This is a genomic window from Brevibacillus gelatini, from assembly GCF_050920745.1.
GTDB classification, from domain to species: domain Bacteria; phylum Bacillota; class Bacilli; order Brevibacillales; family Brevibacillaceae; genus Brevibacillus; species Brevibacillus gelatini.
The window spans coordinates 2974449-2994732 of sequence record NZ_CP154342.1 but is presented as its reverse complement, the minus strand read 5'-3'; the positions used below and the strand labels follow the sequence as shown (position 1 = coordinate 2994732).

Below are 20284 nucleotides of genomic sequence, written 5' to 3'. Positions count from 1 at the left end.
GCGCACACATACAGGAGGATTATGACATGAAAAAAGCATGGTTAACGGCCTTGTTGGCGCTGACTGTAGCGGGAGTGGGAGGTACCGCCGCTTTGGGAGAAGGTGCGTTGCGCGTTTATTTGGGCAATGAATCGATTTCCAGCGACATGCCTGCTTCCAAGGCAGATTCGGTTGAGGCGCTGGTCAACAAGCTCGGCGGGTTTGTTGACTACGATCAACGCACGGGCAAGCTGCAGGTAGTCAAGCCTAATGTAAACATCATCGTCATTGAGGGGATTCAGCAGACGCGCAACAAAAATATCGTCTTCAGCAACCCGGTCAAAGGCTACAGCGACAAAAATGTACCGCGCACCTTCAACGTATTTGTCGAGGTGGACGAAGCGCCTGTCGCCAAAGATTTGCGGATGCAGCTCGTCCTGGTCGGGCCGGATGGCAAGGAAGTAAGCAAAGGAAAAGAGTGGAAATATTCCACGCAAAATGCAAACAGCTTCTACTTTTCCGAGCCGTTTGTCTCGACGAAGCTGGAGGCGTATGGAAATTACAAGGTACAAGTGCAGATGAAGTCGGAGAAGTTTAAATCCTACGTAGTGGTGGGCGAGAACACTTTCACGGTAGGACGATAAATTAAATCCCCCTGATACGTTCCCACTTGCCTTGGTCACATGGTATAATAGACTGAAAATGCAATATACATGTTGAGAGCAAGTACATGAAAGAAAGGAACGATGGGAGCAAATGGAGACAAATCCCCCGCGATCGTCTACGGACATAGAAGGCCCGAGTATACACATTGCCTGGAAAGATGAGCATTCCATTCAGGCGGAGTGGAGTATGACGAAGGAGTTCGAGCAGGAAGTGGAGAAAAAGTTTGCGATACCTTTTGCCGAACTGCCGTTTGTTCTGCGCCTTTTCGACGTGACTGACCGCAAAGAGATCCGCAATGACGGCACAGACCTTTACACTGATTTCGACATCAACCATCGTTCTTCCGAGTGGATCTTGTACGGAGTGACGCAGGGATTGGAATATTGCGTTGATCTGGGTATTCGGATGGTGGACGGAAGGTTTTATTCGCTGTCAAGATCTCAAATGATTTGAATCATCGTGCTCATGTGATCGGGCTTGGCGGGCGAAAGCTCACGCGAAGCTCTCTAGGATGCAGTACCTGTTTTCTCATACGGAAAGCGCCCCGCTTGGCTCAGGTTCGCCTGTGCCGGAACGGGGCTTTTGTTTTGCCGTGAAAATACGCGAAAAAACAGCCGACGGAATCGGCTGCTTGCGTGCTTATGGTTTGCGCGGCTGAAAGTACTGGATGCGCTTGTTGAACAGATGTAGCTCTGCCTTGTAATCGCGGGCGAGGTAACGGCAGAATTCGTTTGCCTTGCTTTTGTCGCCGTGTGTCGCCGATTCGGGCAGGGAGATCTGGATGTAGTGCTTCTCGGTGCCGTTTTCATCCTTGCTGCCGACCCCTACGACAATGGTTTTGTACATGCTCGGGTCTTTTCCTTTGAGAAGGAACCACGAGTCCTTGCCTTCCGGACGTTCTTCTATGGTATATGGAAAAGCGGCCTCTTGGTAGGACCAGCCGAGCTGCTCCCCTGTTTTCGAGGTCATGTCCATATATCGCGTGAACTTGGCTTTTACGTCGTCGATACTGGCAGATTGGGCTGTTGAGCCGTTAACGAAATAGATGTAGGCCGATTGAAGTTTCACGATTGCACCCTCCTAATAAGCGGGAATCTCTGCGTTTAGTGTAGCATTGCTTCCACACTTTGACAACGAGACAGTTCACGAAGGAAAGTAATTGCGCGTCTTTTCTGAAAAGTGTAAAATATAAATACTATTTATATAGTAGATAAGTGAACGATAAAGGATCATGGAGGAGTAAACCCATGCAGGAGGCGTCGATTCGAAACGTTTTTGAAGCATTGAATACAATGCGCGCAATTGATGTGGTGAACAAGGAAGACTGGGAGCGAGCAGCGAAGGAAGCCGAACTGGATTCTTCCGTACAGTTAAACATTCTCTGGATCATTTACTGTTATGAGGGGGTACGGGTCACGCAAATTGCCGACTGGACCTTCTGGCACCCGTCTTCCATCGTCATCCATATCAAAAAGTTGATGGAGAAAGGAATGGTGACGATTGAAAAGTCGGAGCTGGATGGACGTGTCGTACACGTGTATCCAACCCAGCGAGGCAAGGAGGTTCTGGAGGAAAGCCGAAGAAATGTACCATCTATTTTCAGATTGACGTATGCGCTGGAGAAAATGGAGGAACGATACAGTACAGCAGTTGTTGAACTGTTTTTTGAATGCCTCTCCTTTGTGGCGCAATCGCTGCACGGAGCGGAGAAGGTGAGATGGATCCAGGAGGGCGAGGAACGGGTGATGAACCCGACTCATTTGATTAGTTAGGCAAAATGGGTGGAAAAAAGGCGGGCTTTCGCGTATACTGTTAAATACTCCGAATATTTTTGAAAATGTTGTCGGAGCAAAAACCAAAACGAGGAGGGATTGCTGATGGAGCGCTACGACCACTTATACGACGTTTCAGAAAACGCAAACGTCCGTTTTCTCGGATTTATCGCGGAGGGAACGAGACACGACTTCGGCATTGTATTCACACACAAGTTTTATGGAAAGCCGTTGGTGATCTGTATGCAGACGGGGCAATCTACCCTTCTCAGTTCAGAGGATGCGGTCAATCCAGAGTACCTGCAGAAAATTTTCCGACTGAACACGGAAAATGAAGCCCAGACACTCGCCGAATTTTTCCAGGAGTACTTGCCTCCCATTCCATTTGAAGAAAATCAGTATTAGCGGGCGAGCAGAAGTTTATCTTCTGCTCGTTTTTTTCTTGGTCCGAAGACTTCCTCCAACAGTTGGGCTGTTCCGGCAGAAAGCGTCCTGTTTGCGAAGCGGGCTGCCACAGCATAAAATCGGGATAGAGAAGGGGAGGGGCGAACATGAGTGTACATAAATGGTCGGCAAAGGAGTCGCAAGGAGCGGTCGTGCTGGTGCACGGCACGGGAGAGCACCATGGCCGATACGCGCACGTCGCTGCGTTTTTGAATCAACAGGGGTGGGACGTCTATGCGGATGACTTGCCTGGCTGGGGGCGCTCCCCGGGGATCAGGGGGCATATCGATTCGTTTGACAATTATGTGCAAAAGGTGCGGGAGTGGACTGTAGCGGCCCTGGAAGACAGCGCGGGCAAACGCCCCGTTTTTTTGCTGGGGCACAGTCTCGGTGGACTGATTGCTACGCGCTTCGTGCAGAGTGAAAAAGCGGCGCAAGAACTGGCGGGGCTGATTTTGACCTCCCCGTGCCTGCGGTTAAAGCTGGAGGTGCCGGCCTGGAAGGCGCAGGCAGCAAAACTGCTGGACCGCTTTTGGCCGACGCTTGTGCTCGCAAACGGGATCACGCCCGACATGGTCTCGCGGGACGAGGCCGTACAAGCGGCCTACAAAGACGATCCGCTTAATTATCCGAAAGTGAGCGTGCACTGGTTCCAGGAACTGCACAAAGCGATGCAGGCGGCCTGGGAGGAGCGTGCACGGCTCAAGGTGCCTGTGTTGGTGCTGCAGGCGGGCGACGACTCGCTGGTTGATGCAGACGCCGTGGAGCGCTTTACAGAGGGCATCCAGGGGAACAAGACGTTTCGCCGCTTTCCGGGCTTGCGCCACGAAGTGCTGAACGAGCCGGAACGGGAAGACGTACTCAGGCAAATGAACGGCTGGATGAAGGAGATCGTTTGCGACAAAATGTGACATACTAATTTCCGTAAAATGTGTTCCATTGCCGTATTGACTGCGAATAATGTGTCATATTAATATAAGAGCATGATAAATCAAGTCATATGTGACATCACATTTCACTTGGAATAACCATGCGGAGGGGACACAGATGGGAACGATCGTATGTCAGACTTGCGGGACCATCATCGAGCATTTTGAAAGCAACTCAGTGAAAACGCTTTATGCCGTATGCAATTGCGAATGCAGACCAGAGCAAAGACAGGAAAAAGAATGACGAAAACGGTGCAGGCCTTTCAACAAAGGCCTGTTTTTTTTGACAACCTTTTCATATTGGAGGATAATGAGGAAGAGTGTAATTCGTTGCAAAAGGAGGAATTGTTTCATGAAACGTAAGCCCATGCAGGGTTTGCTGGCCGCCGCACTGCTGGTCACCTCCCTGTGGACCGGGACTCCAGCGTTTGCGAGCAGTATCGGTCAGGAAATCAAAATAGACGCAAGTCAGCCGGAAATTTCCAGAGACGGCTTTGACATTTCCAAGGAATATGCGGTTTGGAAAGTGGAAGGGGAACAAACGCTCACCCTGTACAATTTGAGCAAGCAGACCGAGACGAAGATCGGCAACAAAAATTCGGAAAAGAAAAAACCGCGGGTCGACGGAAAATACGCCGTTTGGATCGATTCCCGCCACGGCGGAGCAGACGTGTATTTGTACGACATCGCCAACGACGAGGAAATTCGCCTGACCAGCGGAAATGCCTCTGCAACCGATCTGGAGATTTCGGGGAAAAAGGTCGTTTGGTCGGGAAAAAGTGATGCGGGAACAGACATTTTCATGTACGACATCGCGACAGGCGACACAACCCGCGTATCTACGAGCGGCAAAGCCAGCGATCCGACTGTCAGCGACAGCTATGTAGCGTGGGAAGATTCCCGTGCCGGCAACCCGGACATCTACTACTACGACATAAGCAAGCAAAAAGAGGAAGTGGCTGTAGAGGGCAAGGCGCAGCAGACGGATCCGAGCCTTTACAGCGACAAAATTGCCTATTTACACGGACAACAGGTATACGTATATACCATCGGCACAGGAAGAAACAAGCAGCTAACAGATACGACGTCCTCGAAGTCGGGTGTACATATTTACAAAGACACGGTTCTCTACCTGGACGACGATGATTTGGCGTATCAGGAAGTAGGCAAGTCTTCGGGCAAAGAAATCGCGACCAGTGTGTTTGAGTCGCTCGCTCCTCGCATTTACGATGACTACGCCATGTATGCAAAGAGAGACAACAACAAAAAGCTGCGTCTCCATATTTACGATCTGGACGAAAAAGAAGAAATTACGCTGGGTGCTACCTCCGGAGAGCCAAGCCAACCGGACGGCTCTGACCGCTATGTCGTGTATTTGTCAGAGTCGAAAAAGAAAACCTCCGTTGTTCTGTACGATACGGAAAAAGGAACGAGCAAGATCATCAGCAAAAGCAATGCAGACCCGGTTCGTCCGGTTGTGAGCGGCAAGTACGTAGTCTGGTACGACAAGCGGGAAGACGCACTCATTGCCTACGACATTCGCAAAGGCACGGAAAAGCAGATTACGAACGAAGATGACGACCAGTTGCCGAGCGAAACATTGTATGAGGTCGACGGCACCAAGCTGTTGTGGGTCAATCTTGACCGCCGCGCCAACCTGATGATTACCGACCTGGCAACAGGCAAGGAAATAGAAGTTACCAGTCTGAAAAACGAGCCGTTGAGTGTGGATATTTACGGCAATTACGTTGTCTGGGTGGAAGAATCCGGCAAGAAAACAGCGAATATTTACCTGTACGATATTGAAGAGCAGGATGATCTGTTGATTCGCAAAAACGTGGAAGTACAGTCCGCGCAAATTGGGGACGACTTTGTGGTCTGGAGCGAAAACAGCGGAGGGGCCAAAAATGGCTGGGATTTGTACTATTACCGAATCGAACGTCAGCGGACTGAGTTGCTGCTTCGCTACTCAGAGGGCGACCAAAAAAATCCGCAAGCTTCCCGCAATATGATTATTTTTGAAGATAACCGCTTGTCTTCCAAAGAAAAAGATTTTTATTATGAGCTGTACGATGTAGAAGATCGCTCTTACAGCGATATAGAGTTTGACGAGGATGCGGAGATTTCCAGCCCGAGAATCGGCGGCAATCGCATCGTCTGGATCGACGAGCGCGACGGGGAGCCTGTCGTGTACACGATGGCATTTGCACGTCCGCGTAACGATGATGCTGTAGAAGATCCAGAACCCAAGCCAGAACCAGAACCAGAGCCAGGCGATTACAAAGAGTATCGATTGATTGACTTGATGATCGACGGCACGCTGGGGGAAAAACTGGAAAGCGCCGGTTTCTCCAAAATTGTGTTTGTCTTCTTCCAAGGGACAAAAGATGAAGTGACACTGACGTTAAAAGACGGTTTAATGGATTCTGACCGTATGGCTGATTTGTTTGAAAAAGCAGGCGTCAGAGGGATTGACATTCGAATTTACAAGTAAACAAAAAAAGGCGACGGGCATGGCTTAGTCGCCTTTTTTTGTTGCTTCTGTCAAATAAGGTTTTGCCAGCATCAGCCCCGCCAAAAACAGCAAGACCGCTGCGTAGGCAGGAAGCAAATGCACAAAATCAACATAGCCAACTGCGAAGTGAATCCCGATGCCGGCAGCGAAGCCGGGGATGCCCGCGAGTAACAGCGTCCACCAGACCCATGCTTCGCCCCGGCGAAAGCCCCAGAGACTGATGAGCAGGACGGCAAGGCCGTCAGAGACGAGAGCGCCGCCGAAGCCAGCCCGGTCGTGGGCGATCAGCGGGATCAGCCGCTCGTTAAAAGCGTGCAGCATCTCGGCCGATACGCAGAGGAAGACGAGATCGGAAGGGACAAAGACGCCTGTGATCCCGATCAAGGAAATAACCAGCCCGGCTCCGGTTAAAGCAAACCCAATGACCACAAACAAAAGCTGTCCCCACAGTGCCATTTTCCATACGCGGTCGTTGTGCCGCTCTGGAGGAAGCGCAGGCAGGTGTCTGCTCGCTCGTGTGCGCAAGGCCAATAGAAACAGGGGGAGCAGCAGGAGCGCGAGTACAGCATGCAAGTAGTCAAAATAACCGTAGCCAATAAACAGGAAAAAGCTGGAGAACCCGACAGCTCCGGAGGCGAGCAACACGGCGCGCGTCCAGTGAATGCCGCTCTGCAGGCCGTGAAGGGATAACTGCGCGTAAATAATACCGATCGAGATCATCGTTCCCGCCAGGCAGATCCGGTCATGCGACATGAAGGAAAGCAACTGGGGGCTGATCTGTGACAGTTGCTCCGCTGTCATTTGCAAAAAGTGCTCGTCGTACGGGAGGATGACAGTGGAGACTGCGACCAGCCATGCCAGTGCTCCGCCGACGATCATCCCGATCCCGAGCAGAAGCCCCCACACCCAGGCAGGGAACCCACGGGCGGCGCGATCCTGCTTCGCGGCGGAATCTGCGGTCACGGATGCTGCTGCTTGTTTTTTACAATCGTTTACGCCCGTAGTCCCGACAGCCTGATGGGCAGCGCGAGTTTGCCAGATGGCTTCATTCACCCTTTTGGGCAAGCCGGGGCCTGCGTACACGAGGCCGCTGTGCAACTGTACGAAATCGGCGCCAGCTTCCAAAAAGGCCAAGGCATCAGCAGGCTCGATGATCCCGCCGGAGCCGATCAGCAGACAGTCGGGCCAGCTTTGCCGCGTCCACCTGACCGATTGCAGGGCGGCCTCGCGAGACGGTTTGCCTGTCTGGTACAGGAGCGCCTGCGAAGCTTTTGCATCTGTTGGAGCCTTTTTCACGCCGCCAGCCACCATAATGCCATCCAGCCCTGCTGTACGGGCAATAGAAAGCAGCGAAAGCCACTCTTCTTTTGCCAGCCCCGGTGGCAAAACCAGCAGGATCGGGCGTTTGGTCGTCAGCCGCAGACGGGACAAATGCTCTTGCCACTGGGCATCGCTCCACGGTTGCTCTCCTTGATGCGCCCGATAGTCCAGCGAGAAAAACGAGCAGTACGGCTGTAGCCGCGAAATCAACTGCTCTCGTTCAGCAGTCGCTTCCCCGAGCGCAGCCCCCGGGCGAAAGCCAAGTCTGGCTCCAAGGGGGATGGCTACAGCCGGGGAGCGGCGCAGGCACTCTTCCAGAGCGGCGACTCCCGGATTTTCCAGTGGTGCGCTGTATGTAAGGGAGACATCCATCGTCTCGCGCAAGGTAAGCCCTGGATAAGACAATGGCTCCAGCGTAACCGGCCCCAGCTCGATGTAGCCAAAGCCGAAGCGGGACAGTGCGTCGAGCGCTTTTCCCGCAGGATCGAGTCCTGCCCCCAGACCGACAGGGGTCGGAAAGGTCAGGTCCCCGACTGATTTGGCTAATTCGGCGGGCGGCTGCATATGGCCCATCAGCTCGATCATGGCAGGGCCGCCGGGCAGCTTTGCCAATGTGCCGATGGCAGTGAGCGTGAAGCTTCGCGCCCGTTCTGGCGGCATGAGAAAAAGCAGTGGCTTGAACAACGTCTGGTAGGACCAGTCTGGCATTTTCATCATCACCTTCCTGATTTTTCCCATTTCTATCTTAGCTCAAAAGGTTCAGGCAATACATCCCCGGACCAGAAGAAAAAAAGCCGTTGCCCCGGCAAAAGGGGGCAACGGCTTCGACCGCCAAAAAGGGTGCTTAACCCGAGATCGCGGTTTGTCTTTTGATGACTTTGATCGTTTTCAGTGACTCATCCTCAGGTCCCTGGACAGGCAGACCGACGCGGATGTTTTCCTGAATGTAGGAAATGTTATCCTCTGTAATGACCTCTCCCGGCAGAAAAATGGGAATCCCCGGCGGATACACCATGATGAACTCCGCGATGACACGGCCGGCCGCTTCGGTGAGCGGGATTGTCTCTGTCTCCGCATAAAAGGCATCACGCGGCGTCGTGGACAGCACGGGAATGTTTGGCAAGGAAATGGTCGGCATTTCTTCCGCCTGCACATGGGCAAATTCCACGGACAGCTCGCGCAGCGCGTTTACAAGGGCAAGAATGGATTCTTCTGTATCCCCTGCCGTGACAAAGCAGAGAATGTTGTACAGGTCGCTCATTTCCACTTCGATGTTGTACTTGTCGCGCAGCCAGTTTTCCACTTCCCAGCCGGTAATGCCGAGATCGCGGACGTGGATCAACAGCTTCGTCGGGTCCATGGCAAACGTTGCCGGCTTTCCGAGTATTTCTTTGCCGACGCAGTAAATGCGCGGAATCTCGTTGATGAGGTCGCGTGCCTTGTTCGCGAGCTGCATCGCTTGTTCGACCAGCATCTTTCCGTTAAGCGCCAGGTGCTGGCGGGCCATATCGAGCGAAGCCAGGAAGATGTAAGACGTAGAAGTCGTCGTCAGCATGCTCAGTACCGTTTTTACGCGGTCGACATCGACCAGGCCTTCGCGCACGTTCAGGATGGACGTCTGCGTCAGCGAGCCGCCAAGCTTGTGTACGCTCGTTGCAGCCATGTCGGCCCCAGCCTGCATGGCGGAAATCGGCAGGTCCTCATGAAAATGAATATGCACGCCGTGCGCCTCGTCCACCAGGACGGGAATTTCGTAGTTGTGCGCGGTTCGCACGATCTCCCGCAAGTCTCCGGCAATGCCGAAGTAGGTAGGGTTGATAACCAAAAGTGCCGCAGCGTCAGGGTGGGCTTCCAGTGCTTTTTGCACAGCTTTTACAGTAATCCCGTGGGAAATCCCCAGACGCTCGTCCATCGCTGGATGAATGAAAATCGGTACCGCTCCGGCGAAAATAATCGCCGACATGACAGATTTATGCACGTTTCTCGGTACGATGATTTTGTCGCCAGGGCGGCATGTCGCCATAATCATCGCCATAATGGCACCGCTTGTCCCCTGAACGGAGAAAAATGTATGGTCAGCGCCGAACGCTTCGGCAGCCAATTCCTGTGCTTCTTTTATCATCGCCTTCGGATGGTGCAAGTCATCCAGTGGCGCAATGTTAATGAGGTCTATCGAGAGAGCATTCTCCCCGATGAACTCGCGAAATGCCGGATTCATGCCCATACCCTTCTTATGGCCCGGAATGTGAAATTGAATCGGGTTCCGGTTGGCGTGTTCCAACAACCCGCTGAACAAAGGAGTTTTCATTTGTCTCACTACGATCGCCTCACTTTACGAATCAAGAATAAAGGGGATAAAACAAACAAATTGAGTATAGCAAAATAGGGGGGGAAAGCAAGCGAATTTTTATTCATATTCACGTGTGGCAGCAGGAGTTTTCCCTGCTTGCCGAGAAGCTTTACAAAAACGGGGTGATGGAGATGAAAACGAAAGTAACCGAGCTGTTGCAAATCAAATATCCGGTGGTTCAGGGCGGCTTGGCCTATCTGGCGTACGCCGAGCTGGCCGCTGCCGTGTCAAACGCAGGCGGGCTGGGTCAGGTCACGGCGATGACGCTGCCGTCTGCCGAAGCGTTGCGCGAAGAAATTCGCAAGGTGCGTGAGCTGACAGACAAGCCGTTTGGCGTCAATTTCGCGATTGGCCAACACAATCGGCCGTATGAGGAAGCACTGGAGGTCGCCATCGAAGAAAAAGTTGCCGCCATCTCTGTAACCGGAGGCAATCCCGAGCCGCTTCTGCGCCGACTCGATGGCCATCCGATCAAAAAGCTGGTCCTGGTTGCATCGGTGCGGCAGGCGCAAAAAGCGGAGGCAATCGGGGCAGACGCAGTCATGGCCGTCGGGCAGGAGGGCGGCGGGCACCTTGGACGAGACGACATCGGGACGTTTGTGCTCATTCCGCGTGTCGTGGATTCTGTCAGCATTCCGGTGCTGGCCAGCGGCGGGATTGGCGATGGCCGTGGACTTTTGGCCGCTCTCGCGCTCGGTGCGGAAGGCGTGGAGATGGGCACCCGGTTCATCGCGACCAAGGAGTGCGTACATGCCCACGAAGCGTACAAGGAAGCCTTGCTGAAAGGAACCGAGCAAGACACGGCTGTCATCAAAAGAACGCTGGGAGCGCCGGCAAGGGTGGTGCGCACGCCAGGTTCCGACCGCATTTTGCAATTGGAAAAAGAAGGCGCCGGCTATGAGGAACTGAAAAGTCTCATCAGCGGCGAAAATAATCGCACCTTCATCTACGAAGGCGACAGTGAGCATGGCTTTGGCTGGGCAGGTCAGGTTATCGGCCTGATCTCGGACATCCCATCCGTTCAGGAGCTGTTCGAGCGGATGTTTCAGGAGGCGGAAGACGGTCTTCAACGGCTGAGAGCCATTCGCGGCTAGAGGACACGCTCCTTTTCCTCTAGGATGCCCCGCCTGGTGACGGTATGCCAAAAACAAAAGAACAGGCAAACGCTTTTCAAAAGAAAGCGGACCTGTTCTTTTGCATATATTTTTACCAAATGCTAGGGAGGCGATTGAGGATAGCTTAACGGCCGATGGTATAAAGCTTGCTGAGTACGGCAAACGTGTTTTCGAGCTGTCCCAAAAGCGCCTGCGGGTCAGCAAGCACGGGATCGTGACGATCAATGGTCACGCCGCAGAGAAGCTCCGCTTTTTTTACCTGTGCCAGCCTGTCCACCAGCTTTTTCACACCGTCTTTGCAAAGCTCTGCCTGGGAAGTGCTTGCAGGCGAGGTGTGATCGGGCGACCAGTGGAAATGATCGGGCACCAGCGCCATGATTTCATCGAGATGCTCGCGGAAAGACTGGCTGATCTGGGCCTTGGCCGGCGCTTCGTAAATGACGGCATACCAGACGAACAGGTGCGTTTGCCACAGGCCGATTTGAAAATGCGGATGCTTTTTATATCCGCGCTTGTCATTGGCCCAGGCGACCCACGTATCAGATGGCGGGTTCACGGTGCGGCGGGCATGCTTGGCTACATGGTAAAACATCTCATCGCCGGTTGCGGCTGACAAAATGGGCGCGAAATGGTGGCCAAGCGCTTCAAGCTTGGGGCGAATCACGGTCTTGATTGCGTCCATCCGCTGGTCGAGTCCATCAACGGCAAAAACGTCAAAATCTTCTTGGCGAAAGCCGGAAAACGCAGTCATGGAAACAAACACCTCATCTATCATGATCGAACGCCGCGAAAAAGAAAAGGGCGAACGTCTTTGTCAAGGGAGCTTGGAATCCACCATATAATATCATATCACGCAGGAAAAAAATACTTGCCGGGATATGAATAGCAAAACGGAAGCGTGAATAATATGATATACCACTCACTCCCTTACAGCAAAAAACGAAATCTGAGTATTCTGTCAACGGGAGGGGCCTGGATGAATCTCGGCATGGAGCTGGAGTATGAGTATGACAATCTGGCGGTTTGGTTTGATCGCAAGACATTGCACGCGATGGTGCAGGCCCTGGTGGAAGCGGGGGTGAGCGTCACGTGGAAGGAATTTCCCGAGCAGTTTCACCTCCTCGTGAACACCACGGACGGCCTTTCCGACTGGACAATGCAGCGGCTAAACGGGTCTTACAAGCTGCAGGTGACTGGCGTTCCTGTCCATGACTCGCGGGTGGCGCTGGTACTGTACCACTTCGTGGAACGCGCAAAGGGGCACGCCATCATAAAAGTCAGAGTGGATGACTGCATCTTGATGAAGCACGTCCAGTACGGAGAAGTCGTCAGAATAGTGGAAATAAAAGGAGCTGAGGAAAAAATGATCTACGAAAAATTCTGCAACGTGACGATGGACCAAGTGATTGCCGCCTTGAAACGGCGTGACTCCGAGGAGCGTATTCCGGTTTTGCGTTTGGAACTCGATTATGAATTGGCGACGTTGTTTGACGCGATACAGGCAGAGGATCAGGCCCAGATTAAAAAATCAATGGAAATTTTAAAAGAGCTTCGTCGGGAAATGCTGCTTTTGGAAGTGTAGGTAGACTGGAGGATAACCATAGGACGATGAGTTTGACACATTGGCATACGGAATGAAAGAAGCGACAACTCACAGATGAGGGTGTCGCTTTTTTTGGTTGCGCAAATTTTCGCATTTCCCGGTTTGCCAAAGACTTTGTTTGAACGGTCAGCAAAGCAGAGTTACAATAGAGAAGGCTGTAACTGTCTAAAGCAATGCTTGTACCAGAAAGGAAGAAAATGTTTTGGAACCATTCCTATCCCAAATCCCCAATGCAGCGATCCTGCTTCTGGGGGCAATTGCGCTGACCCTGATTTTGCTTTTTGCCGTCATCCTGCAATCGGTTCGCATCAGTCGCATGCGCAAATCGCTCAACAGGCTGATGACAGGGACCGGAGGAGCAAACCTGGAGGAAGGCTTGCACAGGCTCCTGAATCAGGTGGATGAAGTGAAAAAGCTGCAAAGCGATCAACAGTTTACGATGAATCGTCTCTCCCAGCGGATCGCAGCCCAATGCGGCAGGGTAGGCATCATTCGCTACAACGCTTTTGGCGATGTCGGCAGCGATCTCAGCTTTTCCCTGGCGATTCTGGATGACGCTCAAAACGGTGTGGTGATTACCAGTATTTTCGGCCGGGAAGAATCGCGCGTGTATGCCAAGCCGATTGAAGCCGGCTCCTCCACCTACCACTTGTCCGAAGAAGAACAGGCTGCCATCAAAAAGGCGATGGCCGGCCATTCCGGTATCTGAGCTGCAGGAATTCGTTTGAAACCGGGAGCTTCTGCATGAATCAGAGAGATCATTTCGTCTCCCTGCGCCATATTACAGATATTCGGTATTTTTGCGTGATTTCATCTGCTTTTTATTCAAGACTTTTGATGGCTTCTGTTGTATAATAAAGCTGTCAAGGATGGCTTTTTTCGGAAAAACAAAAAGTAGGTGATCCGCCTTCATTACCCAAATCGACTTTCGATTCGCGGGGCAAGGCCAGGTTCTACAGCGTTCCTTCGTTGACACTTAGCGTATCTCCTCTACATTTGGACACAGTTTGGTCGTAACTGGCCCACGGAAACCAAAAGAATTGAGGAGATATTTATGGCACAGCGTTTAGCAACCAACTACGCCAAGGCCTATTTTACGGTGAATGAAGAGGAGCTGAACCAATTCGTCTCGCTCTTCACCAATGAACACATTTCAGTCGATGTCAAAGTATGCGACAACGGCGACCGCGACGTCATTTTGTCTGACCATAACGGTGAAATTCAACTGAGCTTCTGCCGTGTCGGCAATCGCTACTCTTGCGACAGCTCCTATCTCATTCGGGATCGGCAGTTGGCCAATGCGATGAGAAAAGCGATGAAAACGTTTCGTGGCTACGGAATCGTCCACAGAATTTACGAAGGCTTCACGATGGTGTACCACTACGATCAGGGATCGGTGGTCAGCATCCGGGAGCTGTCGGGGGACGAGGAGACGTCCGTCTTTGAAAATGCTTCTCTGAATCTTGCCAGCGAGCTGGAATCGCTGTTCCAGCAAGAAGGCAGCGAAAGAGAGATCGAGTCCTTGCGTCAGGAAACGGACCGCTGGCTGGATTTGCGTAATTGGGCAAAGGAAGCTGCACCGGAAAAGCTTCCCGCAATCGATACGCGCTTAGTGATGTTGTCGCAGCGTCTGTTTGAACTGGAAGTATAGAAAGTGTAAACAAAACGGGTGCCGAATGGAGAGCACTGCAAAACACTTCCTTTATATGGAAAGTGAAGGCGTTTCTTTGCTTCGCTTCGTTGCCAGCCCACTATGGGGCTTATCTGTCCGTTCCGAGACGTTTCACGGGGCGGGGGCTCAACATCTGGGTTTCACAATGAAGTGAGACTAACGCCCCCTTCATCCCCGTGTCCACGTCTCTACGCTGGAAGGCTGGCAAAGGCGCTCCGCAAATAAAACGCCTCCTATTCCAAACTCCATCAGCTTTTTGGCTTTGAATGATTGCCAGCACCTCGCGGTGCTGGTTTTTCGCTATAATCAATATTAAGAAAATGTTCAAAGGACATGTTGCCATGCTATCTGCTGACAGACAATTGAAAGCCTCATTTCATTCAGAACTTTACAATTTAATTCCCGAAGACCATCTTCTTCGAAAAATCAACGAAGCTGTGGACTTTTCGTTCATTTACGAGTTAGTTCGTCCATCTTATTGTGAATATTACGGAAGACCAGCGAATGAACCGGAACTTCTGTTTCGTCTTTTATTTCTGCAGTATCTTTATGGCTTATCCGATGAGCGAATGATTCAAGAAGCACAAGTAAACCTCGCGTATAAATGGTTCTTGGGGTTGAATCCTGAGGATACTTTGCCCGATCCGTCACAATTATCCCGATTTCGGAATCATCGCTTAGGTGCAAGCCAGATTAACGAAATCTTACAAGTGCTTGTAAAACAGTGCGTAGAAGAAGGCTTGATTAAGTCAAAAACACTCATTGTCGATGCAACACATACTGTTGCTTCCACTCAAAAGAAACGGCCTTTGGACGTGTTGCAGGAAGCCGCCAAACGGCTCGTACGAGCCGTACTTAAAAAGCATCCAAAGCTGGAGAAGAAACTTCCTCGTCCTCCGAAGTGTATGCAAGGCGATGTCGATGCGGCAAAAGTGATGCTACATTACCTCGCTGAACTGGGAGAAACGGTAGAAAATCTCCTTCCTGATCATGAAGGGGCCATCTCCGAAAAACTCAAGCACGCAAAGCAAATCGTGGAAGATGAACGGTTACTAGCAAACAAAGGCATCATGTCTGCGATTGACCCAGACGCGCGTTTTGGCTGGAAAAGCAATACCCTCTCCTTTTTTGGCTACAAAGAGCATGTAGCGATGACAGAAGAAGAGATCATCACTGCGATTGAAGTTACGGGTGGAAGTGAAGATGATGGCAAACAACTGCCAAAGCTATTAGAGCAAACAGAAAAGACAGGTATGAAGATTGAGGAAGTCATCGGAGACACTGCTTACTCTGGAAAAGACAATTTAAATCTCCTTGCCTCAAAAGACATTCAACCGATAGTCCCCTTAAACCCAATTGTCCATTCCGGAGGAATGAAACAGGAAGGCTTTACATACAACAAAGACGCCGACTTTGTCATTTGCCCAACCGGAGAGCACAGTATACGAAAAGCGGTACAAGGGAAGAAAAAATCCGGGCGCAGCCGTTCTCTTGTCTTTTACTTTGATGTGGAGAAGTGCAAGACATGTCCACTTCGCGAAGGATGCTACAAGCCTGGTGCCAAAGCAAAGACTTATTCCATTCGTATGGTGGCGGAGCACTATCAAGAGCACATGAGGTTTGAGGCAAGCACCACCTTCAAAGAGCGATCGAAGCGTCGCCGGATCATTGAGCACAAAAATGCTGAATTAAAAAGATTTCATGGATTGACCAGGGCAAAATACCGTGGTTTATTTGGTATGCGGATACAAGCATACTTAACGGCATTCGTTGTAAACGTAAAGCGAATGGTAAAGCTAATAAAGCAAATGCAGCCAGCTTCGTAAGAAGTAAGGCTGCATTCTTTTTGATGCCGTCGGCATCAATTATTGACATGAACCCATTATTAAAAACCGAGAGAGCACTTTTGCAGTGCTCTCCGAATGGTGCCTGTTTTTTTTCGTGGACTTTCTCGAAAAAAGTATTGTCAAAGTAGGCGGATACATGGTATTGTTGTTTTCGTTGGAAACAGGATTAGGAACCAGGATTCACTTCAAAGGGTGGATAACAAGAGGGGAAACCGCCCCCGTTAGTGAATGACGCAGGTCCTAGCGATGTTTAACATTACACTTGCTAGGAAGGGGGAACCGAAAGATGGAATACTCGACTTTCGGAAGACACGTTGCTGTTGACACATGGGGAGTTCAGTTTGACTTGTTGAACGACGCAGAATTTTTGAAAAAGGAAATGATTGAAGCTGCTGAGGCATGTGGAGCGACTGTGCTTGGCGTGCAAGCGAAGCAGTTTTCTCCTCAGGGTGCTACCGTGCTGGTTCTTCTCTCGGAAAGCCACCTGTCCATTCATACTTATCCTGAGCGCGGTTTTGCCGCTCTGGATTGCTACACTTGTGGCGAGACGGTCGATCCGCAAGTTGCCATCGACTACTTGGTATCTGTGCTGAAGCCGGAGAAAACCTACGCGAAGAAGCTGGTTCGCGGAACAGGTGAACTGCAAGTAGTAGAGCCAGAAATCAAAGTGGCTGAAGTTGTGAGCAAGTAACAAACGGAAGAGTATTCAAGAGGTGCGGGAACCAGATCCGCACCTCTTTTACGTGAGAGCATGCGTTTTCGATGATTACCGCTGCGGTTGCTGGATCATCGTGTGCAGATCGTGAAGGAGCTCAGTGAACTCGCTTGAGGGGTTGGTTGTTTGCTGTGCCTCGGCAATTTGCGCGTTGATCGCCCGCACACGATCAAATACGGTTTGGTCGGATGAAACGTTCAGCTGCAAGGCAGGAGAGACAGCGCGACAAGCCGAGTGGACTTGCTGCTCGATTACTTTTGCCTGTGGCTCGCCCAGATTGTCGCGCACGCGAATGCCGATCACGGCGTCCTTGCCCATGACGACGACAGTAGCTTGATCGACGCCTGGGACATCATCGGCCGCTTTGGCCAGCTTCTCTGCCAGGTCTTGATTGAAGCCGTTTGAGGTGTACGCTTTGAGGGAGTTCTGGGCGTTGCTTCTATGCGTATAGGCGTGAATGTCGTGTCCGATGCTTGCGCGAGTCAGCGGTGTCGCTTGCTGCGAATCGCTTTGCGCCTGCGCGCCCGTGTCAGGCCCTGCGCCCGTAGTCGCGCACCCGACAAGCGCTGCTGCGATCAAGAACAAACCTGTATAATAGCTTGGCCCGTTTTTCCTCATGGCAGACCACCTCCCGTCTTTAGTATGGCGATTGTGGCGCATGCTAATCAGGGAGAGTTTCCGCAGTCAAAAAATGACCATTGTGCCGGGTTTCACGACCTGTTAATATGGAAGGTATGCAAAACAGAGGAGGTTCACATGAAGCGTCTTGACATACGCAACATTGCCATTATTGCCCACGTTGACCATGGAAAAACAACGTTGGTTGACAAGCTTTTGATCCAATCGGGCACATTCCGCAGCAACCAGCAGGTAGAGGAGAGAATGATGGACTCCAACGACCTGGAGCGGGAACGCGGAATTACCATCCTGGCGAAAACCACGTCCGTAAAATACAAAGAGTTCACCATCAACATTTTGGATACACCAGGCCACGCCGACTTCGGTGGCGAGGTAGAGCGTATCATGAGCATGGTGGACGGCGTCCTTTTGATTGTTGACGCATTTGAAGGCTGTATGCCACAAACGCGTTTCGTATTGAAAAAAGCACTCGAAGCAAAAGTTACCCCAATCGTTGTCGTGAACAAGGTAGACCGCGACAATGCACGTCCTCAAGAAGTCATCAACGAAGTGTACGACCTGTTTATCGACCTCGATGCGAACGAAGATCAGCTGGAATTCCCGATCGTCTACGCTTCCGGCCTGCAAGGGATCGCCGGAATGGAGCCAGATAAGCTGGAAGGCGACCTTCGTCCACTTTTTGACACGATTGTTGAGCACATACCCGCACCTGATGCCGATGAAAATGCCCCACTGCAAATGCAAGTAACGATGCTGGATTATAACGACTTTCTGGGTCGTATCGGGATTGGCCGCATTTATCGCGGAACCATGAACGTGAATGAAATGGTATCTGTCACCACACGCAGCGGCGAAGTGAAAAAAGCGCGGATTCAAAAGCTGTTCGGCTTCTCCGGCTTGCAGCGCGTGGAACAAAAAACAGCGAAAGCAGGAGACATCGTGGCAATCGCAGGGATTGACGATATTAACGTAGGCGAGACGATTTGTCACGTCGATCATCCCGATGCACTGCCTCTGCTGAAAATTGACGAGCCGACGCTGCAAATGACGTTTTTGGTGAACAACAGCCCGTTTGCCGGTCGCGAAGGAAAACACGTTACTTCCCGCAAGCTTCGTGATCGCCTGATGGCAGAGTTGGAGACAGACGTATCTTTGCGTGTAGAGGAAACCGATTCGCCGGATGCGTTTATCGTATCGGGACGCGGGGAATTGCATCTGTCCATCCTGGTGGAAAACATGCGCCGCGAAGGCTTTGAGCTGGCCGTGTCCAAGCCGGAAGTCATCGTGCGCATGATTGATGGCCAAAAAATGGAGCCGGCCGAGTATCTTGTGATCGACGTGCCGGAGGAATACACCGGGGCTGTCATGGAGACCTTGGGCCAACGCAAGGCCGAGATGGTCAACATGGTCAACAACGGCTTCGGCCAGGTTCGTCTGGAGTTCATCATTCCTTCCCGCGGACTGATCGGCTACCGCACGGAGTTTTTGACGATCACACGCGGCTACGGCATTCTCAACCACTCCTTTGACAGCTATCGTCCGCTTGTGCAGGGAGCGGTAGGCGGTCGTCACGCCGGCGTGCTCATCTCCCATGAAACCGGGACAGCGACCACGTACGGCCTGATGTCTGTCGAGGATCGCGGCGTCATGTTCATCACGCCGGGTACGGAAGTATACGAAGGCATGATCGTAGGCGAGCACAACCGCGACAATGACTTGACGGTCAACGTGTGCAAAGAGAAGCACGCGACCAACGTCCGCTCCGCGACCAAGGATGAGACGGTCAAAATGAAGGTGCCTCGTCTCTTGACGCTGGAAGAGGCGCTGGAGTATTTGAACGACGACGAGCTGTGCGAAGTTACGCCACAATCCGTTCGTCTGCGCAAAAAGTATTTGAGCAAATCGGATCGCGAGCGCTACGAAAAGCAAAAGCGCTGGGAAGCACAACCGCAAGCGTAAGCGCGTGATGCGCAACGATAAAAGCCGCTTTGTCTCCGGTGAGAGCAAAGCGGCTTTTTGGTTTGGCAGGCTTTACAGCAGGCGCTCGATGTCGGCTGCCACCTCTTCCGGCTGCACGCGGGCACCGATGCGTTTGACGATACGGCCTTCCCTGTCAACGAGGAACTTGGCGAAGTTCCATTCGATCTCTTCGCCCTGGCCTTCGGGAGCGTTGGCCTTCAGGTACTGGTACAAAGGATGGGCAGTCGGACCGTTCACGTCGATTTTGGCAAACAGCGGGAACGTTACGCCGTAGTTGCGATCACAAAACGCGGCAATCTCTTCCTCGCTGCCAGGCTCTTGCGCGGCAAACTGGTTGCACGGAAAGCCAAGGACGGCGAATTCTTTGTCCGCATAGCGCGTGTACAGCTCCTGCAAGCCTTTGTATTGCGGGGTCAGTCCGCACTGGCTGGCCGTGTTGACGATCAGCAATACACGTCCTTTGTACTCGGCCAGCGTCTTTTCTTCTCCGGAAATCGTCTTGACAGCTATATCGTACAGGCTCATGTTTTTCCCACCTTTTGCTAGTTTTGTGGCCCTTTTATCATAGCACGTCCGCGAAAAGGCAGGCTAGCATGTTGCTGTGCGCAAAGTGCAGGCGCAGTCCGTTTTGACAGGAAATCTATCACCTGATAAAGTAAAAAGGATACATACAGGCAAAAGAGCGGGTCTTTCCCTTCGTTGTGCGAGGACACGGACTTTTGCGTTACAGGAGAGATT

20 protein-coding genes are annotated in these 20284 nt (G+C 51.8%); 14 read left to right on the top strand and 6 right to left on the bottom strand.

Going from position 1 to position 20284, the window contains the following annotated elements; translation table 11 throughout:
* Positions 1 to 26 precede the first annotated feature (26 nt).
* Together AAFJ72_RS14395 and AAFJ72_RS14390 are read left to right on the top strand one after the other, a co-directional pair.
* On the top strand, positions 27 to 623 hold the full coding sequence (locus AAFJ72_RS14395; protein WP_432774453.1) for a hypothetical protein: 597 nt from the start codon (positions 27 to 29) through the stop codon (positions 621 to 623).
* 112 nt (positions 624 to 735) lie between these two features.
* The gene (locus AAFJ72_RS14390; RefSeq protein ID WP_122906866.1) at positions 736 to 1098 is read left to right on the top strand and encodes a DUF4912 domain-containing protein; all 363 of its coding nucleotides are present in this window, start codon (positions 736 to 738) and stop codon (positions 1096 to 1098) included.
* 186 nt (positions 1099 to 1284) lie between these two features.
* On the opposite strand, the gene AAFJ72_RS14385 is transcribed toward AAFJ72_RS14390, so the two are convergent.
* Positions 1285 to 1713 (bottom strand): DUF1885 family protein, encoded by a 429-nt coding sequence (locus AAFJ72_RS14385; RefSeq protein ID WP_432774452.1) that lies wholly within the window; start codon positions 1711 to 1713, stop codon positions 1285 to 1287.
* Positions 1714 to 1892: 179 nt separating this feature from the next.
* On the opposite strand from AAFJ72_RS14385, the gene AAFJ72_RS14380 reads away from it, so the two are divergent.
* The 5 genes from AAFJ72_RS14380 to AAFJ72_RS14360 all read left to right on the top strand — a co-directional run bounded on the left by AAFJ72_RS14380 (position 1893) and on the right by AAFJ72_RS14360 (position 6284).
* Complete coding sequence (locus tag AAFJ72_RS14380) at positions 1893 to 2417, top strand: MarR family winged helix-turn-helix transcriptional regulator (RefSeq protein ID WP_122906864.1); 525 nt, start codon at positions 1893 to 1895, stop codon at positions 2415 to 2417.
* 105 nt (positions 2418 to 2522) lie between these two features.
* A complete protein-coding gene (locus AAFJ72_RS14375; RefSeq protein ID WP_432774451.1) occupies positions 2523 to 2822 on the top strand; it encodes a DUF3055 domain-containing protein in 300 nt (99 codons plus the stop codon).
* A 146-nt stretch (positions 2823 to 2968) separates the two neighbouring features.
* Complete coding sequence (locus tag AAFJ72_RS14370; RefSeq protein ID WP_432774450.1) at positions 2969 to 3772, top strand: alpha/beta hydrolase; 804 nt, start codon at positions 2969 to 2971, stop codon at positions 3770 to 3772.
* A 136-nt stretch (positions 3773 to 3908) separates the two neighbouring features.
* Positions 3909 to 4034, top strand: coding sequence for a GapA-binding peptide SR1P (locus AAFJ72_RS14365; protein ID WP_122906051.1), 126 nt, complete (start codon positions 3909 to 3911; stop codon positions 4032 to 4034).
* A 108-nt stretch (positions 4035 to 4142) separates the two neighbouring features.
* The gene (locus AAFJ72_RS14360) at positions 4143 to 6284 is read left to right on the top strand and encodes a hypothetical protein (protein ID WP_432774449.1); all 2142 of its coding nucleotides are present in this window, start codon (positions 4143 to 4145) and stop codon (positions 6282 to 6284) included.
* A 24-nt stretch (positions 6285 to 6308) separates the two neighbouring features.
* Here the strand turns inward: AAFJ72_RS14360 and AAFJ72_RS14355 are convergent, their stop codons facing one another.
* Positions 6309 to 8333 carry a dihydroorotate dehydrogenase gene (locus tag AAFJ72_RS14355; protein ID WP_432774448.1) on the bottom strand — a complete coding sequence of 675 codons (2025 nt, stop codon included), beginning with the start codon at positions 8331 to 8333 and terminating at the stop codon, positions 6309 to 6311.
* 136 nt (positions 8334 to 8469) lie between these two features.
* Positions 8470 to 9942, bottom strand: coding sequence for an aminotransferase class I/II-fold pyridoxal phosphate-dependent enzyme (locus tag AAFJ72_RS14350; RefSeq protein ID WP_122906053.1), 1473 nt, complete (start codon positions 9940 to 9942; stop codon positions 8470 to 8472).
* A 164-nt stretch (positions 9943 to 10106) separates the two neighbouring features.
* Here AAFJ72_RS14350 and AAFJ72_RS14345 point away from each other — a divergent pair, with 164 nt between their 5' ends.
* Positions 10107 to 11069 carry an NAD(P)H-dependent flavin oxidoreductase gene (locus AAFJ72_RS14345; protein ID WP_432774447.1) on the top strand — a complete coding sequence of 321 codons (963 nt, stop codon included), beginning with the start codon at positions 10107 to 10109 and terminating at the stop codon, positions 11067 to 11069.
* Positions 11070 to 11214: 145 nt separating this feature from the next.
* On the opposite strand, the gene AAFJ72_RS14340 is transcribed toward AAFJ72_RS14345, so the two are convergent.
* Positions 11215 to 11841, bottom strand: a complete 627-nt coding sequence (locus tag AAFJ72_RS14340; protein WP_432774446.1) for a YktB family protein — start codon at positions 11839 to 11841, stop codon at positions 11215 to 11217.
* Positions 11842 to 12066: 225 nt separating this feature from the next.
* Here AAFJ72_RS14340 and AAFJ72_RS14335 point away from each other — a divergent pair, with 225 nt between their 5' ends.
* From AAFJ72_RS14335 to speD, 5 genes are all read left to right on the top strand, one after another.
* Complete coding sequence (locus tag AAFJ72_RS14335) at positions 12067 to 12672, top strand: hypothetical protein (RefSeq protein WP_432774445.1); 606 nt, start codon at positions 12067 to 12069, stop codon at positions 12670 to 12672.
* A gap of 223 nt (positions 12673 to 12895) precedes the next feature.
* Entirely contained in the window at positions 12896 to 13402 is a 507-nt protein-coding gene (locus tag AAFJ72_RS14330) for a DUF4446 family protein (protein ID WP_432774444.1), read from the top strand.
* A gap of 345 nt (positions 13403 to 13747) precedes the next feature.
* On the top strand, positions 13748 to 14344 hold the full coding sequence (locus AAFJ72_RS14325; protein WP_432774443.1) for a hypothetical protein: 597 nt from the start codon (positions 13748 to 13750) through the stop codon (positions 14342 to 14344).
* 362 nt (positions 14345 to 14706) lie between these two features.
* Positions 14707 to 16191 (top strand): IS1182 family transposase, encoded by a 1485-nt coding sequence (locus AAFJ72_RS14320; protein ID WP_432774196.1) that lies wholly within the window; start codon positions 14707 to 14709, stop codon positions 16189 to 16191.
* A 307-nt stretch (positions 16192 to 16498) separates the two neighbouring features.
* Complete coding sequence (gene speD / locus AAFJ72_RS14315; RefSeq protein ID WP_122906059.1) at positions 16499 to 16903, top strand: adenosylmethionine decarboxylase; 405 nt, start codon at positions 16499 to 16501, stop codon at positions 16901 to 16903.
* Between the two features lie 75 nt (positions 16904 to 16978).
* Here speD and AAFJ72_RS14310 read toward each other — a convergent pair whose 3' ends face one another.
* Positions 16979 to 17545, bottom strand: a complete 567-nt coding sequence (locus AAFJ72_RS14310) for a YhcN/YlaJ family sporulation lipoprotein (protein ID WP_432774442.1) — start codon at positions 17543 to 17545, stop codon at positions 16979 to 16981.
* Between the two features lie 138 nt (positions 17546 to 17683).
* On the opposite strand from AAFJ72_RS14310, the gene typA reads away from it, so the two are divergent.
* On the top strand, positions 17684 to 19525 hold the full coding sequence (typA, locus tag AAFJ72_RS14305) for a translational GTPase TypA (RefSeq protein ID WP_122906061.1): 1842 nt from the start codon (positions 17684 to 17686) through the stop codon (positions 19523 to 19525).
* A gap of 72 nt (positions 19526 to 19597) precedes the next feature.
* Here the strand turns inward: typA and AAFJ72_RS14300 are convergent, their stop codons facing one another.
* The gene (locus AAFJ72_RS14300; protein ID WP_432774441.1) at positions 19598 to 20071 is read right to left on the bottom strand and encodes a glutathione peroxidase; all 474 of its coding nucleotides are present in this window, start codon (positions 20069 to 20071) and stop codon (positions 19598 to 19600) included.
* Positions 20072 to 20284 lie beyond the last annotated feature (213 nt).

Excerpts from the sequence above, each read along its gene's own strand:
- typA (WP_122906061.1), top strand. The coding sequence starts at position 17,684 with ATGAAGCGTCTTGACATACGCAACATTGCCATTATTGCCCACGTTGAC.
- speD (WP_122906059.1), top strand. The coding sequence starts at position 16,499 with ATGGAATACTCGACTTTCGGAAGACACGTTGCTGTTGACACATGGGGA.
- AAFJ72_RS14395 (WP_432774453.1), top strand. The coding sequence starts at position 27 with ATGAAAAAAGCATGGTTAACGGCCTTGTTGGCGCTGACTGTAGCGGGA.
- AAFJ72_RS14345 (WP_432774447.1), top strand. The coding sequence starts at position 10,107 with ATGAAAACGAAAGTAACCGAGCTGTTGCAAATCAAATATCCGGTGGTT.
- AAFJ72_RS14340 (WP_432774446.1), bottom strand. The coding sequence starts at position 11,841 with ATGACTGCGTTTTCCGGCTTTCGCCAAGAAGATTTTGACGTTTTTGCC.
- AAFJ72_RS14335 (WP_432774445.1), top strand. The coding sequence starts at position 12,067 with ATGAATCTCGGCATGGAGCTGGAGTATGAGTATGACAATCTGGCGGTT.
- AAFJ72_RS14365 (WP_122906051.1), top strand. The coding sequence starts at position 3,909 with ATGGGAACGATCGTATGTCAGACTTGCGGGACCATCATCGAGCATTTT.
- AAFJ72_RS14300 (WP_432774441.1), bottom strand. The coding sequence starts at position 20,071 with ATGAGCCTGTACGATATAGCTGTCAAGACGATTTCCGGAGAAGAAAAG.
- AAFJ72_RS14325 (WP_432774443.1), top strand. The coding sequence starts at position 13,748 with ATGGCACAGCGTTTAGCAACCAACTACGCCAAGGCCTATTTTACGGTG.
- AAFJ72_RS14360 (WP_432774449.1), top strand. The coding sequence starts at position 4,143 with ATGAAACGTAAGCCCATGCAGGGTTTGCTGGCCGCCGCACTGCTGGTC.
- AAFJ72_RS14320 (WP_432774196.1), top strand. The coding sequence starts at position 14,707 with ATGCTATCTGCTGACAGACAATTGAAAGCCTCATTTCATTCAGAACTT.
- AAFJ72_RS14375 (WP_432774451.1), top strand. The coding sequence starts at position 2,523 with ATGGAGCGCTACGACCACTTATACGACGTTTCAGAAAACGCAAACGTC.
- AAFJ72_RS14370 (WP_432774450.1), top strand. The coding sequence starts at position 2,969 with ATGAGTGTACATAAATGGTCGGCAAAGGAGTCGCAAGGAGCGGTCGTG.
- AAFJ72_RS14380 (WP_122906864.1), top strand. The coding sequence starts at position 1,893 with ATGCAGGAGGCGTCGATTCGAAACGTTTTTGAAGCATTGAATACAATG.
- AAFJ72_RS14310 (WP_432774442.1), bottom strand. The coding sequence starts at position 17,545 with ATGAGGAAAAACGGGCCAAGCTATTATACAGGTTTGTTCTTGATCGCA.
- AAFJ72_RS14390 (WP_122906866.1), top strand. The coding sequence starts at position 736 with ATGGAGACAAATCCCCCGCGATCGTCTACGGACATAGAAGGCCCGAGT.
- AAFJ72_RS14355 (WP_432774448.1), bottom strand. The coding sequence starts at position 8,333 with ATGCCAGACTGGTCCTACCAGACGTTGTTCAAGCCACTGCTTTTTCTC.